Source organism: Vibrio gangliei, from assembly GCF_026001925.1.
GTDB classification, from domain to species: domain Bacteria; phylum Pseudomonadota; class Gammaproteobacteria; order Enterobacterales; family Vibrionaceae; genus Vibrio; species Vibrio gangliei.
The window spans coordinates 1,979,386-2,005,548 of the sequence record NZ_AP021869.1 but is presented as its reverse complement, the minus strand read 5'-3'; the positions used below and the strand labels follow the sequence as shown (position 1 = coordinate 2,005,548).

General features: G+C 43.6%; 22 protein-coding genes and 2 tRNA genes. 21 read left to right on the top strand and 3 right to left on the bottom strand.

Annotated features, from left to right (window positions below; genetic code table 11):
• Positions 1–128: 128 nt before the first annotated feature.
• The 7 genes from rpsP to carB all read left to right on the top strand — a co-directional run bounded on the left by rpsP (position 129) and on the right by carB (position 8,419).
• A complete protein-coding gene (rpsP, locus tag Vgang_RS09220; protein WP_105900934.1) occupies positions 129–377 on the top strand; it encodes a 30S ribosomal protein S16 in 249 nt (82 codons plus the stop codon).
• A 42-nt stretch (positions 378–419) separates the two neighbouring features.
• Positions 420–950, top strand: coding sequence for a ribosome maturation factor RimM (gene rimM, locus Vgang_RS09215; RefSeq protein ID WP_105900909.1), 531 nt, complete (start codon positions 420–422; stop codon positions 948–950).
• A 28-nt stretch (positions 951–978) separates the two neighbouring features.
• Positions 979–1,743 (top strand): tRNA (guanosine(37)-N1)-methyltransferase TrmD, encoded by a 765-nt coding sequence (trmD, locus tag Vgang_RS09210; RefSeq protein WP_105900910.1) that lies wholly within the window; start codon positions 979–981, stop codon positions 1,741–1,743.
• Positions 1,744–1,784: 41 nt separating this feature from the next.
• Positions 1,785–2,138, top strand: coding sequence for a 50S ribosomal protein L19 (rplS, locus tag Vgang_RS09205; RefSeq protein WP_027697614.1), 354 nt, complete (start codon positions 1,785–1,787; stop codon positions 2,136–2,138).
• A 524-nt stretch (positions 2,139–2,662) separates the two neighbouring features.
• Complete coding sequence (dapB, locus tag Vgang_RS09200; RefSeq protein WP_105900911.1) at positions 2,663–3,472, top strand: 4-hydroxy-tetrahydrodipicolinate reductase; 810 nt, start codon at positions 2,663–2,665, stop codon at positions 3,470–3,472.
• Between the two features lie 561 nt (positions 3,473–4,033).
• The gene (gene carA / locus Vgang_RS09195) at positions 4,034–5,173 is read left to right on the top strand and encodes a glutamine-hydrolyzing carbamoyl-phosphate synthase small subunit (RefSeq protein WP_105900912.1); all 1,140 of its coding nucleotides are present in this window, start codon (positions 4,034–4,036) and stop codon (positions 5,171–5,173) included.
• Between the two features lie 15 nt (positions 5,174–5,188).
• Positions 5,189–8,419, top strand: coding sequence for a carbamoyl-phosphate synthase large subunit (gene carB, locus Vgang_RS09190; protein WP_105900913.1), 3,231 nt, complete (start codon positions 5,189–5,191; stop codon positions 8,417–8,419).
• A gap of 426 nt (positions 8,420–8,845) precedes the next feature.
• On the opposite strand, the gene dacB is transcribed toward carB, so the two are convergent.
• On the bottom strand, positions 8,846–10,252 hold the full coding sequence (gene dacB / locus Vgang_RS09185; RefSeq protein WP_105900914.1) for a serine-type D-Ala-D-Ala carboxypeptidase: 1,407 nt from the start codon (positions 10,250–10,252) through the stop codon (positions 8,846–8,848).
• Positions 10,253–10,361: 109 nt separating this feature from the next.
• Complete coding sequence (locus Vgang_RS09180; RefSeq protein WP_105900915.1) at positions 10,362–11,414, bottom strand: porin; 1,053 nt, start codon at positions 11,412–11,414, stop codon at positions 10,362–10,364.
• Positions 11,415–11,968: 554 nt separating this feature from the next.
• On the opposite strand from Vgang_RS09180, the gene greA reads away from it, so the two are divergent.
• Positions 11,969–12,442, top strand: coding sequence for a transcription elongation factor GreA (greA, locus tag Vgang_RS09175; RefSeq protein ID WP_105900916.1), 474 nt, complete (start codon positions 11,969–11,971; stop codon positions 12,440–12,442).
• A gap of 227 nt (positions 12,443–12,669) precedes the next feature.
• Here greA and yhbY read toward each other — a convergent pair whose 3' ends face one another.
• Complete coding sequence (yhbY, locus tag Vgang_RS09170) at positions 12,670–12,966, bottom strand: ribosome assembly RNA-binding protein YhbY (protein WP_105900917.1); 297 nt, start codon at positions 12,964–12,966, stop codon at positions 12,670–12,672.
• 122 nt (positions 12,967–13,088) lie between these two features.
• Here yhbY and rlmE point away from each other — a divergent pair, with 122 nt between their 5' ends.
• The 13 genes from rlmE (at position 13,089) to rpsO (ending at position 25,951) form a co-directional block, all read left to right on the top strand.
• Positions 13,089–13,718 (top strand): 23S rRNA (uridine(2552)-2'-O)-methyltransferase RlmE, encoded by a 630-nt coding sequence (rlmE, locus tag Vgang_RS09165; protein WP_105900918.1) that lies wholly within the window; start codon positions 13,089–13,091, stop codon positions 13,716–13,718.
• A gap of 49 nt (positions 13,719–13,767) precedes the next feature.
• Positions 13,768–15,699, top strand: a complete 1,932-nt coding sequence (gene ftsH / locus Vgang_RS09160) for an ATP-dependent zinc metalloprotease FtsH (RefSeq protein ID WP_105900919.1) — start codon at positions 13,768–13,770, stop codon at positions 15,697–15,699.
• Between the two features lie 118 nt (positions 15,700–15,817).
• Positions 15,818–16,648 carry a dihydropteroate synthase gene (gene folP, locus Vgang_RS09155; protein ID WP_105900920.1) on the top strand — a complete coding sequence of 277 codons (831 nt, stop codon included), beginning with the start codon at positions 15,818–15,820 and terminating at the stop codon, positions 16,646–16,648.
• 138 nt (positions 16,649–16,786) lie between these two features.
• The gene (gene glmM, locus Vgang_RS09150) at positions 16,787–18,124 is read left to right on the top strand and encodes a phosphoglucosamine mutase (RefSeq protein ID WP_105900921.1); all 1,338 of its coding nucleotides are present in this window, start codon (positions 16,787–16,789) and stop codon (positions 18,122–18,124) included.
• 245 nt (positions 18,125–18,369) lie between these two features.
• The gene (gene secG / locus Vgang_RS09145; protein ID WP_105900922.1) at positions 18,370–18,717 is read left to right on the top strand and encodes a preprotein translocase subunit SecG; all 348 of its coding nucleotides are present in this window, start codon (positions 18,370–18,372) and stop codon (positions 18,715–18,717) included.
• A 30-nt stretch (positions 18,718–18,747) separates the two neighbouring features.
• Positions 18,748–18,832: transfer RNA gene (locus Vgang_RS09140), tRNA-Leu, on the top strand.
• A 71-nt stretch (positions 18,833–18,903) separates the two neighbouring features.
• Positions 18,904–18,980: transfer RNA gene (locus Vgang_RS09135), tRNA-Met, on the top strand.
• Between the two features lie 323 nt (positions 18,981–19,303).
• The gene (rimP, locus tag Vgang_RS09130; protein WP_105903257.1) at positions 19,304–19,759 is read left to right on the top strand and encodes a ribosome maturation factor RimP; all 456 of its coding nucleotides are present in this window, start codon (positions 19,304–19,306) and stop codon (positions 19,757–19,759) included.
• Between the two features lie 18 nt (positions 19,760–19,777).
• Positions 19,778–21,265 carry a transcription termination factor NusA gene (nusA, locus tag Vgang_RS09125; RefSeq protein WP_105903256.1) on the top strand — a complete coding sequence of 496 codons (1,488 nt, stop codon included), beginning with the start codon at positions 19,778–19,780 and terminating at the stop codon, positions 21,263–21,265.
• 22 nt (positions 21,266–21,287) lie between these two features.
• The gene (gene infB / locus Vgang_RS09120) at positions 21,288–23,978 is read left to right on the top strand and encodes a translation initiation factor IF-2 (protein WP_105903255.1); all 2,691 of its coding nucleotides are present in this window, start codon (positions 21,288–21,290) and stop codon (positions 23,976–23,978) included.
• A gap of 129 nt (positions 23,979–24,107) precedes the next feature.
• Positions 24,108–24,509, top strand: a complete 402-nt coding sequence (gene rbfA, locus Vgang_RS09115; protein WP_105903266.1) for a 30S ribosome-binding factor RbfA — start codon at positions 24,108–24,110, stop codon at positions 24,507–24,509.
• Entirely contained in the window at positions 24,509–25,444 is a 936-nt protein-coding gene (truB, locus tag Vgang_RS09110; protein ID WP_105903254.1) for a tRNA pseudouridine(55) synthase TruB, read from the top strand. The genes rbfA and truB overlap by 1 nt, the downstream gene beginning before the upstream one ends.
• Positions 25,445–25,681: 237 nt before the next feature.
• Entirely contained in the window at positions 25,682–25,951 is a 270-nt protein-coding gene (gene rpsO / locus Vgang_RS09105; protein ID WP_105903253.1) for a 30S ribosomal protein S15, read from the top strand.
• Positions 25,952–26,163 lie beyond the last annotated feature (212 nt).

The window sequence follows — 26,163 nt, the reverse complement described above, 5'->3', positions numbered from 1 at the left end:
ATAAGAGTAAAATTCGGGGGCTTTATTTTGGCACGAGGCCCCAAGTTAGTTTTTATCCTCATGTTTTGTGAGTGAGAAAAACCATGTTTGGGGCTAATTTAATTATTGAGAAAGCAAAAGAGGACGACATGGTAACCATTCGTTTGGCACGTCACGGCGCTAAGAAGCGTCCATTTTATCAAATCGTTGTAGCTGACAGCCGTTGTGCAGCAACTGGCCGCTACATTGAAAACGTAGGTTTCTTTAACCCTACAGCTAAAGGTCAAGAAGAAGGTCTACGTCTAGACCTAGATCGCGTTAACCACTGGGTTGGTCAAGGCGCATCTGTATCTGACCGTGTTGCTAAACTAGTTAAAGACGCTCAAAAAGCGGCTTAATTATTAGCACTTATCACGCTGTAACGGTTAAAGGTTAAAAACATGAGTGAACAAAACGAAAAAATTGTAGTAGGTAAGCTAGGTTCTTCTTACGGCATTCGTGGTTGGCTTAAAGTTTTTTCCTATACCGATAATGCTGAAAGTATTTTTGAATATGCCCCTTGGTTTATTAAACAAAAGGGTAAGCTGGTTGAATTTAAAGTTGAGAGCTGGAAACGCCATAACAATGGTTATGTTTGTAAGCTTGAAGGCGTTGATGTCCGTGAAGAAGCGCAATTATTCGCTAACGTGGAAATCTTGATTGATCCAGTCGCACTACCACCATTGTCAGAAGAAGAATTCTACTGGCGTGAATTGTTTGGTATGCAAGTTTACACAACACAGGGATATCACTTAGGTGAAGTCACTGATTTGATGGAAACAGGCTCAAATGATGTTTTGGTAGTGAAAGCAAATTTAAAAGATGCTTTTGGTCAAAAGGAACGTTTAATTCCGTTCCTTGAAGAGCAAGTGATCAAAAATGTTGATCGCCAAGCTCAACGGATCGAAGTTGACTGGGATCCTGGATTCTAATCGCACTAACAGATAAGCGAGTAACGCAATGTGGATTGGCATTATTAGCCTATTTCCCGACATGTTCCGAGCCGTATCTGAGTATGGTGTGACTGGTCAAGCGGTAAAAAAAGGTCTTTTATCATTAGAAACATGGAATCCTCGTGATTTCACTCATGATAAACATCGCACTGTTGATGATAGACCTTATGGTGGTGGCCCTGGCATGTTAATGATGGTTCAGCCTTTGAGCGATGCCATTAATACAGCTAAACAAGCCGCACCGAATAAGGCGAAAGTGATCTACTTATCTCCTCAAGGTCGTAAACTCGACCAACAAGGAGTCGAAGAATTGGCAACAAACGAGAACTTGATTCTGATTTGTGGCCGATATGAAGGAGTAGATGAGCGCATTATTCAATCATACGTTGACGAAGAATGGTCAATTGGTGATTTTGTAATGACGGGTGGGGAAATCCCAGCCATGACGTTAATTGATTCAGTGTCTCGGTTTGTACCGGGCGTACTTGGAGATTTTGCGTCGGCAGAAGAAGATTCTTTTGCTAATGGCTTATTAGATTGCCCACACTACACACGTCCTGAAGTGTTAAACGGTAAGCAAGTGCCTAGTGTGCTTACTTCCGGAAACCATGAGGACATTCGTCGCTGGCGATTAAAACAATCGCTGGGCCGTACTTGGCTTAGAAGACCAGAGCTTCTGGAAAACCTAGCTCTGACTGACGAACAGGAACAATTGCTGGCGCAGTTCATTACCGAACAGCGGTCTTTAGATAATAAAGATAGAAGCAACTAGCCTAATAAATTTAGTATCAGTTTAATCTAGGAAATAGAAACATGAGTAATATCATCAAAGCTCTTGAAGAAGAGCAAATGAAACAAGACATCCCTGCATTTGCACCAGGTGACACTGTTGTAGTTCAGGTTAAAGTTAAAGAAGGCGACCGTGAGCGTCTACAGGCATTCGAAGGCGTAGTTATCGCTAAGCGTAACCGTGGTCTTCACTCAGCATTCACAGTTCGTAAAATCTCGAACGGTGAAGGCGTTGAGCGTGCATTCCAAACTCACTCTCCAATGGTTGATAGCATTGAAGTTAAGCGTCGTGGTGCAGTACGTCGTGCCAAATTGTACTACCTACGTGAGCGTTCTGGTAAGTCAGCTCGTATCAAAGAGAAGTTGGCTAAAAAGTAACGCACGCTGCGTTCTCATAGATAAAACGGGTCCCATTGGGGCCCGTTTTTTTGTGTGTTTAAGAGCGGGGCGCTGCGCAGCTAGGCTCGCTTCGCTTCTCGTCACTCGTTGCTAGGAAAAGGTTATCAGCGATCGCTGTGTTTTTGTATGCACCTGATACGAGATCCGAGAGCGCTTCGCTTCGTGTTGCGAGTAAAAAGCACCACGTTGTGCATTATTTATAAAAAACAATAATTTTAATTTGTTGTCAGTTGCTTCAGCTAGTAATAATTTTCTTCACGCAACACGCAACACGCAACACGCAACACGCAACACGCAACACGCAACACGCAACACGCAACATTATTCTCGGCTCTCGAGCGCAGCGTCCTCGTAACCCCGCTCCGCTTTTACTGCTTTTGCTTTTCCGAGCCACGAGAAGCGAGGCGCTCTAGACACGAGCCACGAAAACGCTTTTCTCCTTCCCATTCTTTTCCAAAAAAGCTACATTCCTTGTAATAAAATCATCAAAGGAGAGAGACGCAATGGTACGTATTGCGATTGCAGGCGCAGCTGGCCGCATGGGCCGAAATCTAGTGAAAGCCGCTGACTTAAATTCAGACGCTCAAGTGGGCGCGGGGTCAGAAAGACCACAATCTTCATTAGTGGGTGTGGATCTCGGTGAATTAGTAGGTGAAGGGAAGTTTGACGTTACTCTGGTGGATGATTTAGCAAAAGTTATCGATCAATTTGACGTGATTGTCGATTTCACAGCACCAGTGAGCACGCTTGCCAATATTGAACTGTGTAAACAGTACGGTAAGAAAATCGTGATTGGTACCACGGGATTCTCTGAGCAAGAAAAGCAAATCATTGAGCAAGCAGCAACAGAAATTGCGATTGTCATGGCGCCGAATTATAGCGTAGGTGTGAACCTGATGTTCAAGCTGTTAGAGAAAGCAGCCAAAGTGATGGGGGACTATTGTGATATCGAAATCGTTGAAGCCCACCACCGTCATAAAGTGGATGCACCATCAGGCACGGCTTTAGGTATGGGGGAAGCGATCGCCGGTGCGATGGGCAATAAGCTCAGTGATGTTGCTGTCTATGCTCGCGAAGGTATTACCGGTGAGCGTACTAAGGATGAGATTGGTTTTGCGACCATTCGTGCTGGTGACATTATTGGTGAACATACCGCTATGTTTGCCGATATTGGTGAGCGTGTTGAGATTACTCATAAAGCCACGGATCGTATGACATTTGCCAATGGTGCAATCAAAGCAGCAGTATGGTTAAACGTCCAGCAAAGTGGCTTTTTTACTATGCAGGATGTGCTCGGTCTGAATGATTTATAACAATGAAGAACTTAACTGTGCTTATGCTTAGAAGAACTTAACTGTGCTTATGCTTAAAGTGCAGGAATATTCATTATCTCTGTTTTAGATAAACATTCAAAAAGATAAGTTCACTAAAGCTGCTCATATAATGAGCGGCTTTTTTGTTGTTTTTAACTTTTAAAAGAAACGATTACGTCAAAATTAAAAGTTGTTATTTTGTTTTCTTGGGGTTGGTTTTTGGGTTTGATGGTTAAAAGTGAGGTTTATCTCTGTTGTTTTTGGCTAAATGCTCTTATTTAATTTGTTGTCTGGTCAAAAAACTGTCTAAAGTGATGTGGTTAAGTAAACTTTATCTAAATGTGCTTTATTAGAAAAGAAGATTGTAGTTTTCGGGGGTTACAGTCGATAATTTATTTATGTATGGTTAAAAGTTAAATTTCTTTTTTGCCGCCTATTGACACAATTATTTAGCATCTCTAGAATAACGCCAATTTACCTAAATTCCATACTTATGGCGATTTAGTATGATGAGAGCGAGAGCTTATACGTTTATTTTGCATATTTATTCTGGAGGTTATCTTGAGTAATTCCGCACTGTTAGTCCTAGAAGATGGGACAGTGTTCCGCGGTCAATCCATTGGAGCTGATGGGTCCGCCGTTGGAGAAGTTGTTTTTAATACCTCGATGACGGGGTATCAAGAAATCCTCACTGATCCTTCTTATTCACAGCAAATCGTTACTCTAACTTATCCCCACATTGGCAATACCGGTACTAACTCAGAAGATGAAGAGTCCTCTTCAATCCACGCTCAAGGCTTAGTTATCCGTGATCTTCCTCTTATTGCTTCAAACTTCCGCAGTGAACAAACCCTTTCTGAATACTTAAAGTCTCAAAATATTGTTGGCATCGCTGATATCGATACTCGCAAATTAACACGTATCTTGCGTGAAAAAGGTGCGCAAAACGGTTGTATCGTCGCGGGCAGCAATTTAGATGAAGTACTAGCGCTTACTAAGGCGAAAGAATTTCCAGGTCTAAAAGGTATGGATCTTGCCAAAGTTGTATCGACGAAAGAGTCTTACGCTTGGAAACAAGGTTCTTGGACGTTAACTGGTGGCCTTCCTGAAGTGAAAGCGGATTCTGAGTTGCCATACCACGTTGTCGCTTACGACTTCGGTGCAAAACGTAACATCCTGCGTATGTTGGTTGACCGTGGCTGTCGTTTAACGGTTGTGCCTGCTGAAACCTCTGCTGAAGAAGTACTGGCGCTTAATCCGGATGGTGTTTTCCTATCCAATGGCCCAGGTGACCCAGAGCCATGTACTTATGCGATTGAGGCAACTCAAACTTTCCTTGAAAAAGGCTTACCAATTTTTGGTATCTGTTTAGGTCACCAAATTCTTGCTCTCGCGTCAGGTGCGAAAACGGTGAAAATGAAGTTTGGTCACCATGGTGCTAACCACCCAGTTAAAGATTTAGACCGCAATGTGGTGATGATTACTTCGCAAAACCATGGCTTTGCTGCGGATGAAGCGACATTACCAGACAACCTACGTGCGACACATAAGTCTCTATTTGATGGCTCGCTACAAGGTATCCACCGTACCGATAAGCCAGCATTTAGCTTCCAAGGTCACCCAGAAGCTAGCCCAGGTCCACATGATGCTGCGCCATTATTTGACCACTTCATCGAACTTATCAAACAACACAAAGCGTAACTTGGAGTAGTAAAAATGCCAAAACGTACTGACATAAAAAGCGTACTGATCCTAGGTGCAGGCCCAATTGTTATCGGCCAGGCTTGTGAGTTTGACTACTCTGGTGCTCAAGCATGTAAAGCGCTTCGTGAAGAAGGTTTCCGAGTTATTTTGGTTAACTCAAACCCAGCAACCATCATGACTGACCCTGAAATGGCCGATGCCACTTACATCGAGCCAATTCACTGGGAAGTGGTTCGCAACATCATTGCTAAAGAACGCCCAGATGCAGTATTGCCAACTATGGGTGGTCAAACCGCTCTAAACTGTGCACTTGACCTAGAAAAACACGGCGTACTTGCTGAGTTTGGCGTGGAAATGATTGGTGCAACTGCCGATGCAATTGATAAAGCGGAAGACCGTTCTCGCTTCGATAAAGCAATGAAATCTATCGGCCTTGAGTGTCCGCGTGCTGATACCGCTAAATCGATGGAAGAAGCTTACAAAGTTCTCGATATGGTTGGCTTCCCTTGTATAATCCGCCCTTCATTTACTATGGGTGGTACTGGTGGTGGCATCGCGTATAACAAAGAAGAGTTTGAAGAAATCTGTCGCCGTGGCTTAGATCTTTCTCCAACGAATGAACTACTGATTGATGAATCTTTGATCGGTTGGAAAGAATACGAAATGGAAGTGGTACGCGATAAAGCGGATAACTGTATCATCGTATGTTCTATCGAAAACTTTGACGCCATGGGTATTCACACTGGTGACTCAATCACAGTTGCGCCAGCTCAAACTCTAACGGATAAAGAATATCAATTGATGCGTAACGCTTCTCTAGCAGTATTGCGTGAGATTGGTGTAGAAACCGGTGGTTCAAACGTACAATTTGGTATCAACCCGAAAGATGGCCGTATGGTTATCATCGAAATGAACCCACGTGTATCTCGCTCTTCTGCATTGGCTTCTAAAGCAACAGGTTTCCCAATTGCGAAAATCGCAGCGAAACTGGCAGTAGGTTACACCCTTGATGAGTTGATGAACGACATTACTGGCGGCGCGACTCCAGCATCATTCGAACCAACTATCGACTACGTTGTGACTAAAATTCCTCGTTTTAACTTCGAAAAATTTGCCGGTGCGAATGACCGCCTAACCACGCAAATGAAGTCAGTGGGTGAGGTGATGGCAATTGGCCGTAACCAACAAGAATCATTGCAAAAAGCGCTTCGTGGCTTAGAAGTTGGCCGTAACGGTTTTGATGAAATGGTGGATTTGGATGCACCTGATGCACTCACTAAAATCCGCCAAGAATTAAAAGACGCTGGCTGTGACCGTATTTGGTACATCGCGGATGCATTCCGCGCAGGTATGTCTGTAGACGGCGTATTTAACCTAACTAACATTGACCGCTGGTTCTTGGTTCAAATTGAAGAAATCGTCAAACTTGAACAAGAAGTGAAAGCGGGAGGTTACGCTGGCCTTAACGAAGAAGTATTGCGCAAGATGAAGCGTAAAGGTTTCGGTGATGCACGTCTGGCGAAATTGTTAGGTGTAGCGGAAAGCGAAATTCGCCGCGCTCGTGAGCAATACAACATTCACCCAGTTTACAAGCGTGTTGATACTTGTGCTGCTGAGTTCTCATCGGATACGGCTTACATGTACTCATCTTATGATGAAGAGTGTGAAGCGAATCCTTCTGACAAAGATAAGATCATGGTATTGGGCGGTGGTCCAAACCGTATTGGTCAAGGTATCGAATTCGATTACTGTTGTGTTCATGCATCACTTGCACTGCGTGAAGACGGTTACGAAACTATCATGGTCAACTGTAACCCAGAAACAGTATCGACCGATTACGATACTTCAGACCGTTTATATTTCGAGCCAGTTACGCTTGAAGACGTATTAGAAATCGTTCGTATCGAAAAACCAAAAGGTGTGATTGTACAGTACGGTGGTCAAACTCCGCTTAAACTGGCTCGTGCATTAGAAGCCGCTGGTGTGCCAATTATCGGTACTAGCCCAGATGCAATCGACCGCGCTGAAGACCGTGAGCGCTTCCAAGCAGCGGTTGAGCGTTTAGGTTTGCTACAACCACAAAACGCAACCGTAACAACACTAGAGCAAGCGGTAGAAAAAGCACGTGAAATTGGCTACCCATTAGTGGTTCGTCCGTCTTACGTTCTAGGTGGTCGTGCGATGGAAATCGTATACGACGAACAAGATCTACGTCGCTACTTCAACGAAGCGGTGAGCGTATCAAACGAGTCTCCAGTGCTTCTTGACTTGTTCTTGGATGACGCAGTAGAAGTCGATATCGATGCGATTTGTGACGGTGAGCGAGTGGTTATCGGCGGCATCATGGAGCACATCGAACAAGCGGGTGTTCACTCTGGTGACTCAGCATGTTCACTTCCAGCTTATACATTAAGTCAAGAAATCCAAGATGTGATGCGTGAGCAAGTTGAGAAGCTCGCTTTCGAACTTGGTGTTCGCGGCTTGATGAATACGCAGTTTGCCGTAAAAGATGGTCAAGTCTACCTAATCGAAGTTAACCCTCGTGCAGCACGTACCGTACCGTTTGTATCAAAAGCAACGGGTGCGCCACTAGCGAAAATCGCAGCACGCGTCATGGCGGGACAATCTCTAGAAGCGCAAGGCTTTACTAAAGAGATCATTCCACCTTATTACTCTGTGAAAGAAGTGGTTCTGCCGTTTAACAAGTTCCCAGGTGTGGATCCACTGTTAGGCCCAGAAATGCGCTCAACCGGTGAAGTGATGGGCGTAGGTAAAACATTTGCTCAAGCCTTTGCGAAAGCAGAATTAGGCATTGGCAATGTTTACCCTGAAGGTGGCCGCGCATTGTTGTCTGTTCGTGAAGAAGATAAGAAGCGTGTCGCAGACCTAGCAGCACAACTGGTTAAATTAGGTTATCAGTTAGATGCAACTCATGGTACCGCAGTCATTTTGGGTGAAGCAGGCATTAACCCTCGTTTAGTGAATAAAGTGCATGAAGGTCGTCCTCATATTCTTGACCGTATCAAGAACAATGAATACACCTACATCATTAACACCGCTGCGGGTCGTCAAGCGATTGAAGACTCAAAAGTGTTACGCCGTGGTGCTCTACAAGAGAAAGTAAACTACACCACGACGATGAACGCAGCCTTTGCAACTTGTATGGCTCACTCTGAAGATAACCGTAATACCGTAACTTCAGTACAAGAGTTACACGAGCAAGTAAAAGCGTCGTTAGCCTAATAAGCAAGCGATAGTAAATCATAAAAATGAACCCACTTTAGTTGCGAAGCTAAAGTGGGTTTTTGTTTGTTTACGTTTCTCGAGATTCGGCTGCTTTGCTTCTCGTTACTCGAGGTAAAAATGGAAGTGTCGAGGAATGAAATTAAGGTCATTGATATCGACTACATTGATTTTAAAATACTCACGCAACACGCAACACGCAACACGCAACACGCAACACGCAACAAGGCTCTGCTTTATCGCTCTTGCTTTTCCGAGTAACGAGCAGCGAAGCGCCCTAGACACGAGCACCGAAACCTATTCGATACAAAAGCATATCCTTTGCTTTTCGGCTCCCGAGCGCAGCGTCCCCGCATCCCGACTCCGCTTTTACCGCTCTTGTTTTTCCGAGTGACAAGCAGCGAAGCGCCCTAGATACGAGTACCGTTATTTCTCCACCGTCGCCTTAATCAAATTCTGATAAAACGCCTGTTCAAATTGCGTAATAGGTGGAATGTTGCTTGTGTTCTTGCCCGGGAAATAATCCGTGACCAACTGAACAAACATTGTGGTGGGCACGCCTTTTTCATTAAGAACAAATCCAGCCATGTTATGTGTGGCAAATAAAGAGCCACTTTTGGCAACGATCTGGCCTTGCACTGGTGGCTTACGCATACTGGAGCGATATTCTAACGTGCCATCAATACCCGATGTCGGCATCAAGCGAATGAAATCCAGTTTATGATCGTTGGCTTTGATGAATTTAAGTAAGTCATAAATTTGATTGGGTGAAACCCGGTTGTTACGCGAAAGACCGGAGCCATCCTCTAAAATCGCATTGGATAAATCGACTTTTGCGTTCTTTTTTAAGATCGCTTTGATTGCTTGAGTGCCATTAGCAAATGAGCCCGCTTGTTTAAAGTAGTGTGCACCAATGGTTTTGGTTAGGTTGTTTGCATAAGAATTGTCAGAATCTTTTAGCATGTGATCAAGTAAAACAGGCAAAGGCTCAGATTGATGCTTTGCTAAAACTTTAGTATTAGTTAGCCCGTTTTGAGAAAGTTTTATCGTCCCTGCTAGTCTAATATTTTGATCTTTCAATAGATGTTCTAGTTTCGATGAGGCATATAGGAAAGCATTCTGCACGGCAAAGTTGAGTGGAAGTGGTTGCTCGCGTTTCACTAAACAGCCAGATAGATGATATTGATTGCTAGGGCTAGTACTTAACTCTAAATCACAATATTGCTCTTTCTGCTGCTTGCGAGATACGCTGACAGCCGAGGTAGTTAAATCGATGGGTTGGAAATCGGGAACGAAAGCGCGAGTACTTCCATCCGCATTGGTGTAAATCGAGCCCATTACGCAGTTGCCATCAATGGTAATGGCGCTAGACGGCGTACTGTAACACACCCCAAGAATATCCCAAGGCCAACCCACGCCTTTTTCATAACCAGTATAAGCACTGTTATCAATAATTAAGTTGCCTTTGATTTGGCTAATCTTGGCATTTTTTAACAGCTGAGCTATATCAGTGCTGGTTAGGCTAGGATCGCCACTAAAGCGTAGCATGATATCTTGGCCTTTTTGTTCCAATGTCGTGATATAGCGATAATCGTCACCCAGTTCTATTTTTGCTGCCAGTGCGGTGAATAATTTCAAGGTGCTGGCGGGGGGGAACAATTGATCGTTATTTTGATATAGAAGGGTTGAGCTGGGGGATTTAGCCATTAAACCAACGCGGGTTCCCGCAGGCAAAATATCACTGCTAGGAAAGTGTGGTTTTTCTAGTGCAGCTTGAACGGTAACAGAAATTAATGAAGAAAAAAAGATAATAAAAACAGTCAATAAGCGCATGAATCATCCATGAAATAGGAAGGAGTGTGAGCGCTCAGTATAAACAAAAACGCCTACTAAAATAAGTAGGCGTTTGAAGATTCTTATTTAACCTCTAAGAGGCATTAAATTAGAATGCGTAACGGAAACCAACTTGGAATTGGTCTTCAGTTTGGTTATCTGTAGCAGCATCGCCGTCAGATAGTAGGTTAAATTGGTATGCACCGTACACTGTTGCATTACCGAAGTAACGAGCGTATTCAAGGTTGATGTTATTAACATTTAGAGCATTAAACGTATCTTCATCTGCATTGTAGTAGTTATAAGTCATGTTTACGTTGTTATCACCGAAAGTGTAACCCGCGTAAGCATCAGCACCATTGAAATCAGATTCGAATGCAGAACCGTCAGCTGTAGAGATTGTACCGCCTAGGTATGTTGCTGCTAATAAGATACCATCTTTAGAGTAACGAACGGCTGCTGTGTAAGTGTTGTTGTCTCCTGTACCACCTGCGATAGCAGCATCTGAACCAGCAGCATTAGCATCAGTTTGTGCGTAACCTAGACCAAGCTCGATAGCGTCTGTGATTTTGTAAGCTGCGATAACACCAAAGCCATCAGCATTTTGAGTTACAGCAGTACCGTCTGAGTCAGAGTCACCTTGAACACTTGCTTGGATAGTTAGCTTATCCGTGTTGAATGCGTAACGTAGAACGTTGTTAGCACGGTCAGACGTTGCAACGTTGTATTCGTTGATGTAACCAGAGAACACTTCTGCCATATCGGTGAAGTTGGTTAGGTAAGTGAATGCGTTATCTTGGTGGCCGTAAGTTAGAGCACCGTAAGTTTGAGAAGATACACCCGCGTATAGGTAACGAGTATTAAATGCCGCATCATCTGTTTCTGGTTTATCACTTTCTGTAACTTCAAATTCTGTGAAACCGATGAAAGAAATATCATCGTTAAGCTTTTGCTCACCGCCAATGTTTAAACGAACACGAGATGCATCTTTGTACATGTTGTCATCTGCATCAGTCTTGTTCGCATCAGAGAAGTTAGCACGAACTTCAACACGGCCACCCATGTTTAAAGTAGAAGTGTCATCTTTGTAGATGGTTGCTGCAGAAGCGGCAGTTGATACTGAAGCAGCGGCCACTGCTAAAGCTAATAGAGTTTTTTTCATTGTATTAATCCTAACTGTTTTTACTTTCCATATAAGAAAGGAGTATTTGCTACTCTCTTTTATTAAAGCTGCTACGCAAGTTTGCGTGACAACCACTATAATTTAGTCAATATACAAAAGCTTGCATCTTGAATTTTGTGAAATTCTTTTTACGCGGAAAGTTCCCAATAGCGAAGTCAAATAATATAAAAATAGGTAAATATTCTTCATTGTCAGCGTGTTACTGGTTTTTATTGCTTTTAAGTTGTTGTTTTTTTGGTGTTAATTTGGGGTTTTTTATTTTTGTGATCTGTGTCTCTATTTTGTTTTTTTTAGATTTTGCTCGTGAAAAGTGGTAAAAAATATTGCTTTTTAGAAAAGTTTTAAATTTTCGAAAAAAGCAATAATTTCAACGAAATGTGATTTAAGTCTTACTTTTATGATGACTCTTTAATTCAGTTTAATTACACTGTTGCTACAAAAGTTATTTCAAACGTCACCCACTCAGCATATTGTTGAGTGGGGTTTTATTGTCCGAAATTCGCTCTTTGGAGTTGAGTTGGAGTGAGGTTTAAATGGATAAAGTCCCAATGACCGTACGTGGTGAACAACTGCTGCGTACAGAACTAGAAGCACTACTAAAGCGCCGCCCATTAATTTCTGCAGCGATTGCGGAGGCTCGTGAGTTAGGTGACTTAAAAGAAAATGCGGAATACCATGCCGCTCGTGAAGAGCAAGGTATTTGCGAAGCTCAAATCCGTGATATTGAATATAAGCTTTCAGTTGCTCAAGTGATTGATGTAGCGAAAATGCCCAATACAGGCAAAGTGATCTTCGGTACCACCGTGACATTACTGGATATTGATACTGACAAAGAAGTGAAATATCAGATCGTCGGTGATGATGAAGCAGACATTAAAGGCGGTAAGATCTCTGTAAGCTCGCCAATTGCTCGTGGCCTTATCGGCAAGATGGAAGGGGATGAAGTGGTTATCTCAACCCCAGGTGGCGATAAAGATTTTGAAATCACGCAAGTGGATTATATCTAATCATCCATTTTATCGTTTGATTGAAAGCCGCAGTTAATGCGGCTTTTTTGTATGTATTCATCGAATATAGGGGGTCATCTTTCGGTACTTGATCACTGAGCATTTTGAAAGGGATTTGAGTTGAAAGGGATTCGAGTTACGAGCAGCGAAGCGCTCGAGAACCGATAAACGAAAAAAGACCGCCGTAGCAGTCTTTTCTGAAATCGATATATTACGTAGGTAAGTATTTACTTACGTGGGATCTCAATCTTGCGCTGTTCACTTTGGCGGTACAATACTAAGATTTTACCGATAGTTTGCACTTTCTCTGCTTTGGTCTCACGAACAATAGCATCGATAATTAATGCTTTAGTTTCGCGATCTTCTGAAGCCACTTTGATTTTAATCAACTCGTGGTGGTCTAGTGCAAGCTCAATTTCCGCAAGAACAGCTTCAGTCAATCCATTTGCGCCCATTAGCACAACAGGTTTTAAACTGTGAGCTAGTCCTTTTAAATGCTGCTTTTGTTTGGTGCTTAGGTTCATTGTGCGGCCATTTTTATATATTATTGGGGTTGAAAACATCTATTTTAACGCCATCTATTCTGGAAGACTATATTTTCCTTAAATAGTTTTAAGCAAAGCGTTGCTGAATCATTAGGTATTAAATGAGCAAGAAAAAGCATTCGGCCAGCTCTGGTCGTTGGTTACAAGAGCATTTTGATGACAAATACGTCGCGGAAGCCCAGAAGAAAGGTTACCGTTCTCGTGCTATTTTCAAAATAGAAGAAATTCAAGAAAAAGATAAATTACTCAAACCAGGAATAACTGTCGTTGATCTGGGTGCTGCGCCTGGTGGTTGGTCACAATATGCGGCAGGTATCGTGGGCGATGAAGGCCAAGTAATAGCTTGTGACATTTTATCCATGGATTCGATCGCAGGGGTAAGTTTCCTTCAAGGTGACTTCCGTGAGGATTCCGTGTTAGAAGCCTTACTAGAACGTATTCAACCTGATATGGTAGACATTGTGATGTCAGATATGGCGCCGAATATGAGCGGAAATCTGGCTGTAGATCAACCAAGAGCAATGTATTTAGTGGAATTGGCTTTGGATATGTGTCGACAAGTTCTAGCTCCCAATGGTAGTTTTGTTGTTAAGGTATTCCAAGGCGAAGGCTTTGATCAGTACGTCAAAGATGTACGGGAAATGTTTAAAGCTGTAAAAATTCGTAAACCAGACTCTTCACGCGCACGTTCTCGTGAGGTATATATCGTAGCTACAGGATATAAACTGTAGTAACCTACTTTTAATTATTAGTGACCGAGAGGCTGACACCTTGAGTGACATGGCAAAAAATTTAATTTTATGGCTAGTAATCGCCGTAGTTTTGATGTCAGTTTTCCAGAGCTTTGGGCCTGGAGACAGTAACGGAAAAGCGATTGATTACACTTCCTTTGTAAAAGACGTTGGTCAAGGCCAAGTTCGTGAGGCGAAGTTCAAGGATAGAGAAATTACCTTTGTTCGAACTGATAATTCTCGCAATGTAACTTATATGCCAGTTTATGATGATAAGCTTCTCGACGATCTTATTAACCAGAACGTAAAAGTGTCTGGCACACCACCTGAGCAGCAAAGTCTACTAGGAACTATCTTTATTTCATGGTTCCCAATGATTTTGCTTATCGGGGTCTGGATTTTCTTTATGCGACAAATGCAAGGCGGCGGTGGCAAAGGAGCCATGTCGTTTGGTAAGAGCAAAGCACGCATGATGAGTGAAGAGCAAATCAAAACGACGTTTGCTGATGTTGCCGGTTGTGATGAAGCCAAAGAAGACGTAAAAGAGCTGGTTGATTACTTGCGTGATCCAAGTCGTTTCCAAAAGCTGGGCGGCAAAATTCCAACGGGCGTATTGATGGTAGGTCCTCCTGGTACGGGTAAAACGTTACTGGCTAAAGCGATTGCCGGTGAAGCCAAAGTGCCTTTCTTTACTATTTCAGGTTCTGACTTCGTTGAAATGTTCGTTGGTGTCGGTGCATCTCGTGTGCGTGATATGTTTGAGCAAGCGAAGAAAGCTTCACCATGTATTATCTTTATCGATGAGATTGATGCTGTAGGTCGCCAACGTGGTGCGGGTGTTGGTGGTGGTCACGATGAACGTGAGCAAACATTGAACCAAATGCTGGTTGAAATGGATGGTTTTGAAGGTAACGAAGGTATTATCGTTATTGCGGCAACTAACCGCCCAGACGTACTTGACCCTGCTTTACTACGTCCTGGACGCTTTGACCGCCAAGTTGTGGTTGGTTTGCCGGATGTACGTGGTCGTGAGCAAATCTTAAAAGTTCACATGCGTAAAGTGCCACTGGCTGAAAATGTTGAGCCGTCACTGATTGCTCGTGGTACGCCAGGTTTCTCGGGTGCTGATCTTGCCAACCTTGTGAACGAGGCTGCATTATTTGCTGCACGTGGTAACAAGCGTAACGTTTCTATGGTTGAATTTGAGCTTGCGAAAGACAAAATCATGATGGGTGCAGAGCGCCGCTCTATGGTGATGTCGGAAGAAACGAAAGCATCAACGGCTTACCATGAAGCAGGCCACGCAATTGTCGGTCGTCTCGTTCCTGAGCATGATCCTGTCTACAAGGTGTCTATCATTCCTCGTGGCCGAGCGCTTGGTGTGACGATGTACTTACCAGAGCAAGATCGCGTGAGTATGTCTCGTCAACATTTAGAATCAATGATTTCTAGCTTATACGGCGGTCGTTTAGCGGAAGAGTTAATCTATGGTGCCGATAAAGTATCGACAGGTGCGTCAAACGATATTGAGCGCGCGACAGATATTGCTCGTAAAATGGTTACCCAGTGGGGCTTCTCGGAAAAACTTGGTCCATTGCTTTATGCTGAAGATGAAGGGGAAGTATTCCTTGGTCGTAGCGTAACGCAAACTAAGCATGTATCCGATGATACTGCACGTCTGATTGACCAAGAAGTACGTAGTATTATTGATCGTAACTATGATCGCGCTAAGAAGATCTTAGAAGAGAATATGGATATCATGCATGCAATGAAGGATGCATTGATGAAGTATGAAACGATTGATGCGGGGCAGATTGATGACCTCATGAATCGCTCTGAAACAATCCGTGCGCCACAAGGTTGGACGGACAGCGAAGCTAAGCCAGCTGAACCAGCACCAAAAGCAGAAGTGAAATCCTCTGAGCCTAAAGCGGAGCAAACCACTTCAGCAGATGATGAGTCTGATAAAAAAGACTCGTAATCAAGAATAGCGGTATCAAAGCCCTGATGAGAGTCAGGGCTTTTTGCTTTTCCAAATCATATCCTTTTCACTGCATTTTCTACGCAGAGGCTGTGTTTACATTGAGAGTAAATGTTTAATGAAATTGACTTCAAACGGGAAAACCCTAGACCTTTCACGCCCACAAATTATGGGTATTTTAAATGTTACGCCGGATTCATTTTCCGATGGTGGAAAATATCAGCATTTAGAGGCAGCATTGGCGCAAGTTAATACGATGGTAGCGGCAGGCGCGACGATTATTGATATTGGTGGCGAATCAACGAGACCAGGGGCGGCAGAGGTTTCCTTAGAAGAAGAACTACGCCGTGTTATCCCTTTAGTTAAAGCGATTCGAGATGTTTCGGATGTGTGGATTTCGATTGATACCAGTAAAGCCGAAGTCATGAAACAATCGTTAGAGCATGGCGCAGATTTTATTAACGACATCCGTTCACTTTCAGAGCCAGGGGCGTTAGACGTTGTTGCTGAATATGGTGTGCCAGTGTGCATCATGCACATGCAAGGTCAGCCTAAAAATATGCAAGATAATCCAGATTACCAGGATGTGTTAAACGATGTAGATGCCTTTTTAACGCGACGAATTGAAGAGTGTGTTGCAGCAGGAATTGATCGTGAAAATATCATTATCGATCCGGGGTTTGGATTTGGAAAAACGGTTGAGCATAACTATCAACTATTAGCCCATTTAGAGCATTTTCATCATTACAAATTGCCAATTCTAGCGGGGATGTCGCGTAAATCAATGGTATCCAACGCATTGAATAAGCCGACGAAGGAGTGCGTTGTTGGTAGTGTGATTTGTGCCACGATTGCCGCACAAAAGGGAGCACAGATTTTGCGAGTGCACGATGTGGTTGAAACACAAGATGCGATGCGAATTCTTGAAATGGTCGCGAGTAACCAGTAAAGCTAGATATGAAAGGCTGATAAACTCGGTTGTTTACGTCTATCATTTTCACTTACTATTTAGTAATAACAGAACCAAGTAAGAACAAAACTCAGTAATAACAGTATTCAACGCTAAAAAGAATAAATAGGACAGCTCATGTCAGAAAGAAAATATTTTGGTACCGATGGGGTTCGCGGCAAAGTGGGTCAATACCCGATTACGCCTGATTTCGTATTAAAACTAGGTTGGGCTGCGGGCCGAGTTTTAGCTAAACAGGGAACCAAACAAGTCATTATTGGTAAAGATACGCGCATTTCGGGTTATATGTTGGAATCTGCGCTTGAAGCGGGGTTAGCTGCTGCTGGCTTAAAAGCAATTTTAACCGGTCCGATGCCAACTCCTGCTGTTGCCTACTTAACGCAAACGTTCCGTGCTGAAGCGGGCATCGTGATTTCAGCGTCGCATAATCCTTATTATGACAACGGCATCAAGTTTTTTTCGTCGGAAGGTACAAAACTGCCTGATGACATTGAGCTGGCGATTGAAGCTGAGTTAGAAAAAGACATCGAATGTGTAGAATCGGCCATGCTGGGTAAAGCAAAACGTATGGTGGATGCTGCCGGTCGTTACATTGAATTCTGTAAAAGTACCTTTCCAAATGAATTAAGCCTAAAAGGGCTAAAAATTGTCTTAGATTGTGCCCATGGAGCGACATATCACATTGCACCAAGTGTCTTTACTGAACTGGGGGCCGATGTGATTGCAATTGGCTGTGAACCGAATGGCACTAACATCAACGCAGAAGTGGGTGCGACAGATGTTCGAGCACTACAGGCAAAAGTGATAGAAGAAAAAGCGGACTTAGGTTTAGCTTTCGATGGTGATGGTGATCGTATCATCATGGTTGATGAGCTTGGCAATAAAGTTGATGGTGACCAAATCGCTTATATCATTGCACGCGACGCACTGCGTCGAGGTGAATTGAAAGGTGGGGTAGTAGGTACACTAATGACTAACCTAGGCATGGAAAATGGTTTAAAACAGCTCGGTATTCCATTTGTTCGAGCCAAAGTCGGTGACCGTTATGTGATGGAACAGTTGCTAGAAAAAGGCTGGAAAATTGGTGCAGAAAACTCTGGTCATGTGATTTTATTAGATAAAGTGACTACAGGGGATGCGATTGTTGCTGCTTTACAAGTTCTGGCATCTGTCGTGGGGAGCAAGTTGTCTCTTAACGCTTTAGCATCCGGTATGACTTTATACCCTCAAGTGCTCGTAAATGTACGTTTCTCTGGCGATATCGATCCTTTACAAAACCCTGCAGTACTGGATTCTGTTGCTCAAGTTGAATCTGAATTAGGTAATAAAGGACGTGTGCTATTACGCAAATCAGGAACCGAGCCTTTGATTCGTGTCATGGTCGAAGGTGAAGACGCGCAATTAGTTGAAAGCTCAGCGCATGCGATCGCTGATAAAGTAAAAGAGAACTGTTAGGGCAATAGTAAGTGGATTGATGTGGCTTTGGTTATAATAACAATCGCCACATTTATCGCACTTTTGCACCTTTTTTAATCGTTTGAACATCAAGATGGATATTTTTGCCATTTTTCACTTGTCAGTCTCGATTGGTTTGGTTAGTATCTCTCCGCCTCATTAGGGAGGTGCGTTATTCGTGTTTTTTAGTTGTGAAAATAGCTTTTAAGTACGATAACTCAGAAATTTAGAACATAGGTGGAAAAATGTTAACAGTTCTACTTGTGATTTATCTACTGGCTGCGCTTGGTGTAATTGGCCTAGTGTTGATTCAGCAAGGTAAAGGCGCAGACATGGGAGCTTCGTTCGGGGCTGGAGCATCAAACACAGTTTTTGGTTCTAGCGGCTCAGGTAATTTCCTAACCCGTTCAACTGCAATTTTCGCAACAGTATTTTTTATCATTAGCTTGGTTCTTGGTCATATGTCAACGGCTAAGCACGAATCTAAATTTGCTGCACCAAGTTTGAGTGTTGAGCAAAAAACAGATAAAAACGACAGTGTTGCTACTGATGAAATTCCGGCTCCTAAGAGCAACGACGAAATTCCTCAGTAAGGTCTTTTAAAAAAGACGAAGAATAATCTTGCCGAGATGGTGAAATTGGTAGACACGCTAGCATGAGGTGCTAGTGCCTTATGGTGTGGGGGTTCAAGTCCCCCTCTCGGCACCATTATTGTGTAAAACTTGTAAAGTTTATCTCAGAGCGTATAATGCCGCTCAGAAATAGAAAGCAAAATCGGACGCGGGATGGAGCAGCTTGGTAGCTCGTCGGGCTCATAACCCGAAGGTCGTCGGTTCAAATCCGGCTCCCGCAACCAATCCTAACTAGGATATGCTGTTGCAAGTTTTTATGTTGAAAGGCTGACTTTCAGCATAGCTAGGCTAAAATAATAGCTTAGTAATATCAGGGTCCAGCAATAAAAAACCCCGACATTTCGGGGTTTTTTATTATCTGTTTTACTTGTGGATTAAATGATCAGCAAGTGAAGTTCAGATAAGGCATGGTGTTTGAATTGGGCTTTAAGCCCTTTTTTTGTTTCTGGACGATCGGCTTTAAGCTTAACTTCTTAGTTTTGTTGCCTGTGATGTACATCAGCAAGGTGCAGAAAATGTGGAGCAAGCTTTATTTCCGGAGAGAAGTATGACTGGTTTAGAAAAACAATTAACCGAATTATTAGAAGCACCTGTTGCGGCTTCTGGTTATGAATTGGTTGGCTTGGAATTTATCCGAGCGGGTGAGCACTCTACATTACGTATTTTCATCGATCATGAAAATGGCATCACAGTGGATGACTGTGCAGAAGTAAGCCGCCAAGTGAGTGCGGTAATGGACGTAGAAGATCCGATCACGGTTGCATATAACTTAGAAGTTTCATCACCAGGTTTAGAGCGTCCCTTGTTCAAACCTGCTCATTATGAACAATTTATTGGTCATGATGTGAATGTGGTATTGAAAATGGCGATGAATAACCGCCGTAAGTGGAAAGGCATTATTACTGCTGTGGACGGAGAAATCATTACGATTACTGTCGATGGCCAAGAAGAACAATTTGCTTTAAGTAATATTTCTAAAGCTAACTTGATACCAAAATTTTAAGTCTGAAGAGGCGATAACATGAACAGAGAAATTTTAGCGGTTGTTGAAGCAGTTTCGAATGAGAAGGCTGTTCCCCGTGAGCGTATTTTTGAAGCATTAGAAATTGCTTTAGCTACGGCAACTAAAAAGAAAAGCGAGCACGAAATTGAAGTTCGCGTAGAAATTGACCGTAAGACCGGTGATTTTGAAACATTTCGTCGTTGGTTAGTGGTTGAAGAAGTTGAGTTTCCAACGAAAGAAATTTCACTAGAAGCTGCGAAGTTTGATGATGAATCTATCGAGCTTGGTGATTACGTTGAGGATGATATTGAGTCAGTCACTTTTGACCGTATTACCACTCAAACGGCAAAACAAGTTATTGTACAAAAAGTACGTGAAGCAGAGCGCGCTCAAATTGTTGAGCAATTCATCGATAACGAAGGCGAACTCGTTACAGGTGTTGTAAAGAAAGCAACACGTGATGCCGTTATTGTTGATCTTGGTAACAACGCTGAATCTGTGATTTTACGTGAAGACCAACTTCCACGTGAAAATTTACGTCCAGGCGATCGTATTCGTGGCCTACTTTACGCTGTTAAGCCAGAAGCTCGTGGCTTCCAACTGTTCTTAACACGTTCTAAGCCTGACATGCTAATTGAACTGTTCCGCATTGAAGTGCCAGAAATTGGTGAAGAACTGATTGAGCTAAAAGCAGCCGCTCGTGATCCAGGCTCTCGCGCTAAGATCGCAGTGAAAACCAATGACCGTCGTATTGACCCTGTTGGTGCCTGTGTCGGTATGCGTGGCGCACGTGTACAAGCGGTTTCTGGCGAACTGGGTGGTGAGCGTATTGATATCGTACTTTGGGATGACAACCCAGCGCAGTTTGTTATCAACGCAATGGCGCCAGCTGATGTTGCATCGATTATCGTTGATGAAGATTCTCACTCAATGGATATCGCGGTTGAAGCTGATAACCTAGCACAAGCGATTGGCCGTAGTGGTCAAAACGTACGTCTAGCCTCTCAACTAACTGGTTGGGAACTGAACGTCATGACAGTGGAAGATCTGAAGAAGAAACACCAAGAAGAATCAGGTGCGGCAATCGAAAACTTCATGAAGCACTTAGACATCGAGCAAGATTTTGCTGAATTGCTTGTAGAAGAAGGCTTCTCAACATTAGAAGAGATCGCTTACGTTCCAGTAAACGAACTTCTAGAAATCGATGGTCTTGATGAAGACATCGTTGAAGAATTACGTTCTCGTGCGAAAGATGCGTTAACCACGCTTGCACTTGCACAAGAAGAATCATTTGAAGGTTTAGAGCCTGCTGAAGACCTACTTGCTTTAGAAGGCTTAGAGCGCGAAATGGCGTTCAAATTAGCCGCTAAGGGTGTAGTGACTTTAGAAGATTTAGCCGACCAAGGTACTGATGACCTAGAAGGTATTGAAGGCCTAAGTGAGCAACGTGCCGGTGAATTAATTATGGCCGCTCGTAACATTTGCTGGTTCGGCGACGAAGAATAATTTTCAGCAAGGAGAAAGCAGTATGACAGAACTGACAGTGAAACAGCTAAGTGACGAAATTGGTACGCCAGTTGATCACTTAGTAGAACAACTTGCTGATGCTGGTATTAAAAAAACCAGTACAGACAGTGTGACTGATGCCGAGAAGCAACAGCTTCTTGCGCACCTTAAAAAAGGTAACGGCTCAGCCGATGCGGAGCCAACACGCCTGACTTTACAACGCAAAACCAAAAGCACATTAAGTGTGTCTGCTGGTGGTGGTAAAAGCAAAGAAGTTCAAGTTGAAGTGCGTAAAAAACGTACTTACGTGAAACGTTCAGCTATCGAAGAAGAAGCGAAGCGCGAAGCGGAAGAGCAAGCAGCCCGTGAAGCGGAAGAAGCCGCAAAACGTGCAGCCGAAGAAAAAGCGAAGCAAGAAGCTGAAGCGAAAGCAAAAGCGGAAGCCGAGGCAAAAGCAAAGCGTGAAGCTGAAGAAAAAGCGAAACGTGAAGCTGATAAAGCCAAAGCTGAAGAAGCGAAAGCCGCTTCACAACGTTCTCCTGAAGAAAAAGCAAAACATGAAGCTGCGAAGAAAGAAGCAGAAGCATTGAAGCGTCGTCAGGAAGAAGAAGCACAACGCAAAGCAGAACAAGAAGCACAAAAATTGGTAGAAGAAGCACGCAAACTTGCGGAAGAAAACGCAGCTCGTTGGTCTGAAGAAGAGCAAAAGAGCAAAGAGTCTGAAGATTCAGATTACCACGTAACAACGAATAAGCACGCACAAGACGCTGAAGATGAAGCGGACCGTCGTAGCGAAGCGAATCGTCGTAAAAAGAAAAAACCAGCTAAGAAAGATAAAGCAGAAGAAGAGCGTTTTGGTGGCAATGGCCGCAACGCGCGTGGTCGTAACAACCGTAAAGGTAAATTAGCGAAACCAACTTCAATGCAGCAAGGTTTTGATAAAAACGCGACAGTCGCAAAAGCAGACGTTGTGATCGGCGAAACTATCGTTGTTTCTGAACTGGCAAACAAAATGTCAGTAAAAGGCACGGAAGTCATCAAAACGATGATGAAGATGGGCGCAATGGCAACCATCAACCAAGTGATCGACCAAGAAACAGCACAATTAGTGGCTGAAGAAATGGGTCACAAAGTTATCTTGCGTAAAGAAAACGAATTAGAAGAAGCGGTATTGTCAGATCGTGACAACACTTCTGAAGCTGTGCCACGTGCGCCAGTTGTGACCATCATGGGTCACGTTGACCACGGTAAAACGTCAACGCTTGATTACATTCGTCGTAGCCGCGTAGCGTCTGGCGAAGCGGGTGGTATTACTCAGCACATCGGTGCATACCACGTTGAAACAGACAACGGCATGATCACTTTCTTGGATACTCCTGGACACGCAGCGTTTACTTCAATGCGTGCTCGTGGTGCTCAAGCGACAGATATCGTTGTACTTGTGGTGGCAGCAGATGATGGCGTAATGCCTCAAACTATCGAAGCAATTCAGCATGCGAAAGCTGCAGAAGTCCCTTTGATTGTTGCGGTAAACAAAATCGATAAAGAAGATGCAAACCCTGATAACGTGAAGAATGAGCTTGCTCAATACGACGTTATTCCAGAGGAGTGGGGCGGCGAAAACATGTTCGTTCACATCTCTGCGAAACAAGGTACTAACATCGATGGTCTACTAGAAGCTATCTTGCTACAAGCAGAAGTACTTGAGCTTAAAGCAGTAACAGACGGTATGGCTTCAGGTGTTGTGGTTGAATCACGTCTTGATAAAGGCCGTGGTCCAGTAGCAACCGTGCTTGTACAAGCGGGTACATTGCGTAAAGGTGATATCGTACTTTGTGGTCAAGAATACGGTCGTATCCGTGCAATGCGTGATGAAAATGGTCAAGACATCACAGAAGCCGGTCCTTCTATCCCAGTTGAGATTTTAGGTCTTTCTGGTGTACCAACGTCAGGTGATGAAGCGACTGTAGTACGTGATGAGCGTAAAGCACGTGAAGTAGCGAACTACCGTCAAGGTAAATTCCGTGACGTGAAACTGGCTCGTCAGCAAAAATCGAAACTTGAAAACATGTTCTCTAACATGGAAGCAGGTGAAGTGGCTGAGCTTAACGTTGTGCTTAAAGCTGACGTACAAGGTTCTGTTGAAGCGATAGCGGACTCACTACGTAAACTGTCTACTGACGAAGTGAAAGTGAACATCGTTGGTTCAGGTGTAGGTGGTATCACTGAAACGGATGCGGTACTGGCTGCAGCATCTAACGCTATCATTCTTGGCTTTAACGTTCGTGCCGATGCTTCTGCTCGTCGTACGGTTGAGAACGAGAACCTAGATTTACGTTACTACTCAATCATCTACCAATTGATTGACGAAGTGAAACAAGCGATGGGCGGTATGCTAGCACCTGAGTTTAAACAAGAAATCATCGGTCTTGCAGAAGTTCGTGATGTGTTTAAATCGCCTAAACTGGGTGCAATCGCAGGTTGTATGGTAACGGAAGGTGTTATCAAGCGTAATAACCCGATTCGTGTTCTACGTGATAACGTGGTTATCTACGAAGGTGAGCTAGAATCACTACGTCGCTTTAAAGATGACGTTCAAGAAGTACGTAACGGCTACGAATGTGGTATCGGCGTTAAGAACTACAATGATGTTCGCGCTGGTGACCAAATCGAAGTATTCGAAATCGTTGAAGTTAAGCGTACACTTGATTAATCAACACATGATCTTCGCTAGAATATCTAGCTGACGAACGGTTGTTAAATACACCATGGGGAGCCAATCGTGCTCCCCATTCTTTCTGTAAAGGGATTCAAAATGGAATCCGCAGATGTGAGAAAAGATATGTCAAAAGAATTCAGTCGTGCACAACGTGTTGCACAACAATTACAAAAAGAGCTAGCCTCAATCCTCCAACGTGACGTACGTGATTCACGTATCGGCATGGTGACTATTTCTGATGTGGAAGTATCACGCGATCTTGCTTACGCCAAAGTGTTTGTGACTTTTTTGTGTGTGGGTGACCAAACGCCAGAATCTAGCTTGGCAGCACTGAAAGAGCACGAAGTCGCGGTACGTATGGCGCTAGGTAAACGCATTCGTCTACGCTTAACACCAGAAGTTCGCTTTACTTACGACAATACGCTAGTAGAAGGCATGCGAATGTCTAACCTAGTGAGCGAAGTCGTCAGCAAAGACAACCAACGCAAAAAAGATGCAGGTCGTGAGGACGAAGGAGAAGAGTAATGGCTCGTAGACGTCGTGGTCGTCCAATTGATGGCGTTTTATTATTAGATAAACCGACCAGCATCAGCTCGAATGATGCGTTGCAGAAAGTCAAACGCATCTATTTTGCGGAGAAAGCAGGCCATACTGGCGCGCTTGATCCTTTGGCGACGGGCATGTTGCCGATTTGCTTAGGTGAAGCCACTAAGTTTTCACAATTTTTATTAGATTCTGATAAGCGTTATCGTGTCATCGCCAAGCTGGGTGAACGTACCGATACTTCAGATTCTGATGGCGAAGTGGTGCAAACACGAGAAGTGAAAGTGGATCGTGGCTTGCTTGAGCGTTGCATAGCTAAATTCCGTGGTACCACAGATCAAATACCATCAATGTTCTCTGCGTTGAAATACCAAGGTAAGCCTTTGTATGAATACGCACGTCAAGGTATTGAAGTGCCGCGTGAATCGCGCAAAATCACCGTGTTTGAAATCAATCTGATTCGCTTTGAAGGTCACGAAGTAGAAATGGAAGTGCACTGCTCAAAAGGCACCTACATTCGTACTATCGTCGATGACTTAGGCGAAATGCTCGGTTGTGGTGCGCATGTAACTTATCTTCGCCGTATTGGTGTATCGCATTATCCATACGAGAAAATGGTCACATTAGAGCAGCTTGAAGCATTGTTAGAGCAAGCTCGTGAGCAAGAAATTGAACCTCGTGAACTGTTGGACCCATTACTACTTCCTATGGATACCGCGGTACAAGACTTGCCTGAAGTCAATATGATCCCAAGTGTGGCAGACTTTGTTCAACATGGTCAACCGGTGCAAATTGCCGGCGCTCCATCAGAAGGTGTGGTTCGCATGACGATGGGAGAAGAGCGCACTTTCATTGGTGTCGCGAACATTGATGATGATGGAAAAGTTGCGCCAAAGCGTTTAGTGGTATTTAGGTAAGAGCGGAAGTTATTTCTAGTTCCTAGGATATCGACTCTCGTGGCTCGGGCGCTTCGCTACTCGTATATCGAGTCGAGTCACGAGCAGCGTAGCGACCGAAAATCGAGTTTCGATATATTTAAAAGCATTACCCCTTGCGCTAGGTTGGGGAATTCCCTATAATCCGCGCTTCGCGTGTTGGCTGAATCAGAGATTGGCTGGCACATTTTATAAACTACTCTTAATTAGGAGAGCATTATGTCTCTGAATGCAGAAACTAAAGCAGCAATCGTTGCAGAATACGCACAATCTGAAGGCGACACTGGTTCACCAGAAGTACAAGTAGCACTACTAACTGCTTCTATCAACCACCTACAAGGTCACTTTGCTAACCACAAACAAGACCACCACAGCCGTCGCGGTCTTCTACGTATGGTTTCTCGTCGTCGTAAACTTCTAGATTACCTAAAAGGTAAAGATCTAGAGCGTTACTTCGCACTAATCCAACGTCTAGGTCTACGTCGTTAATTCGTCGTTGGTTTAGTACCAAGGTTAGAAGTATTGGTTTATGCATGATGGCTGTTCACAGCCGAAATAAGTAAACAGATACCTAAAAGGGAGCTTCGGCTCCTTTTTTGTTTTTCAAATTGCAGCTTTATCCCACCTTATTGCTTCGCAAAATAAGACTTTTTTACTCACGTAGTTTATACTATGCCTCGTTTGATTTGTTCTTCGCTTAA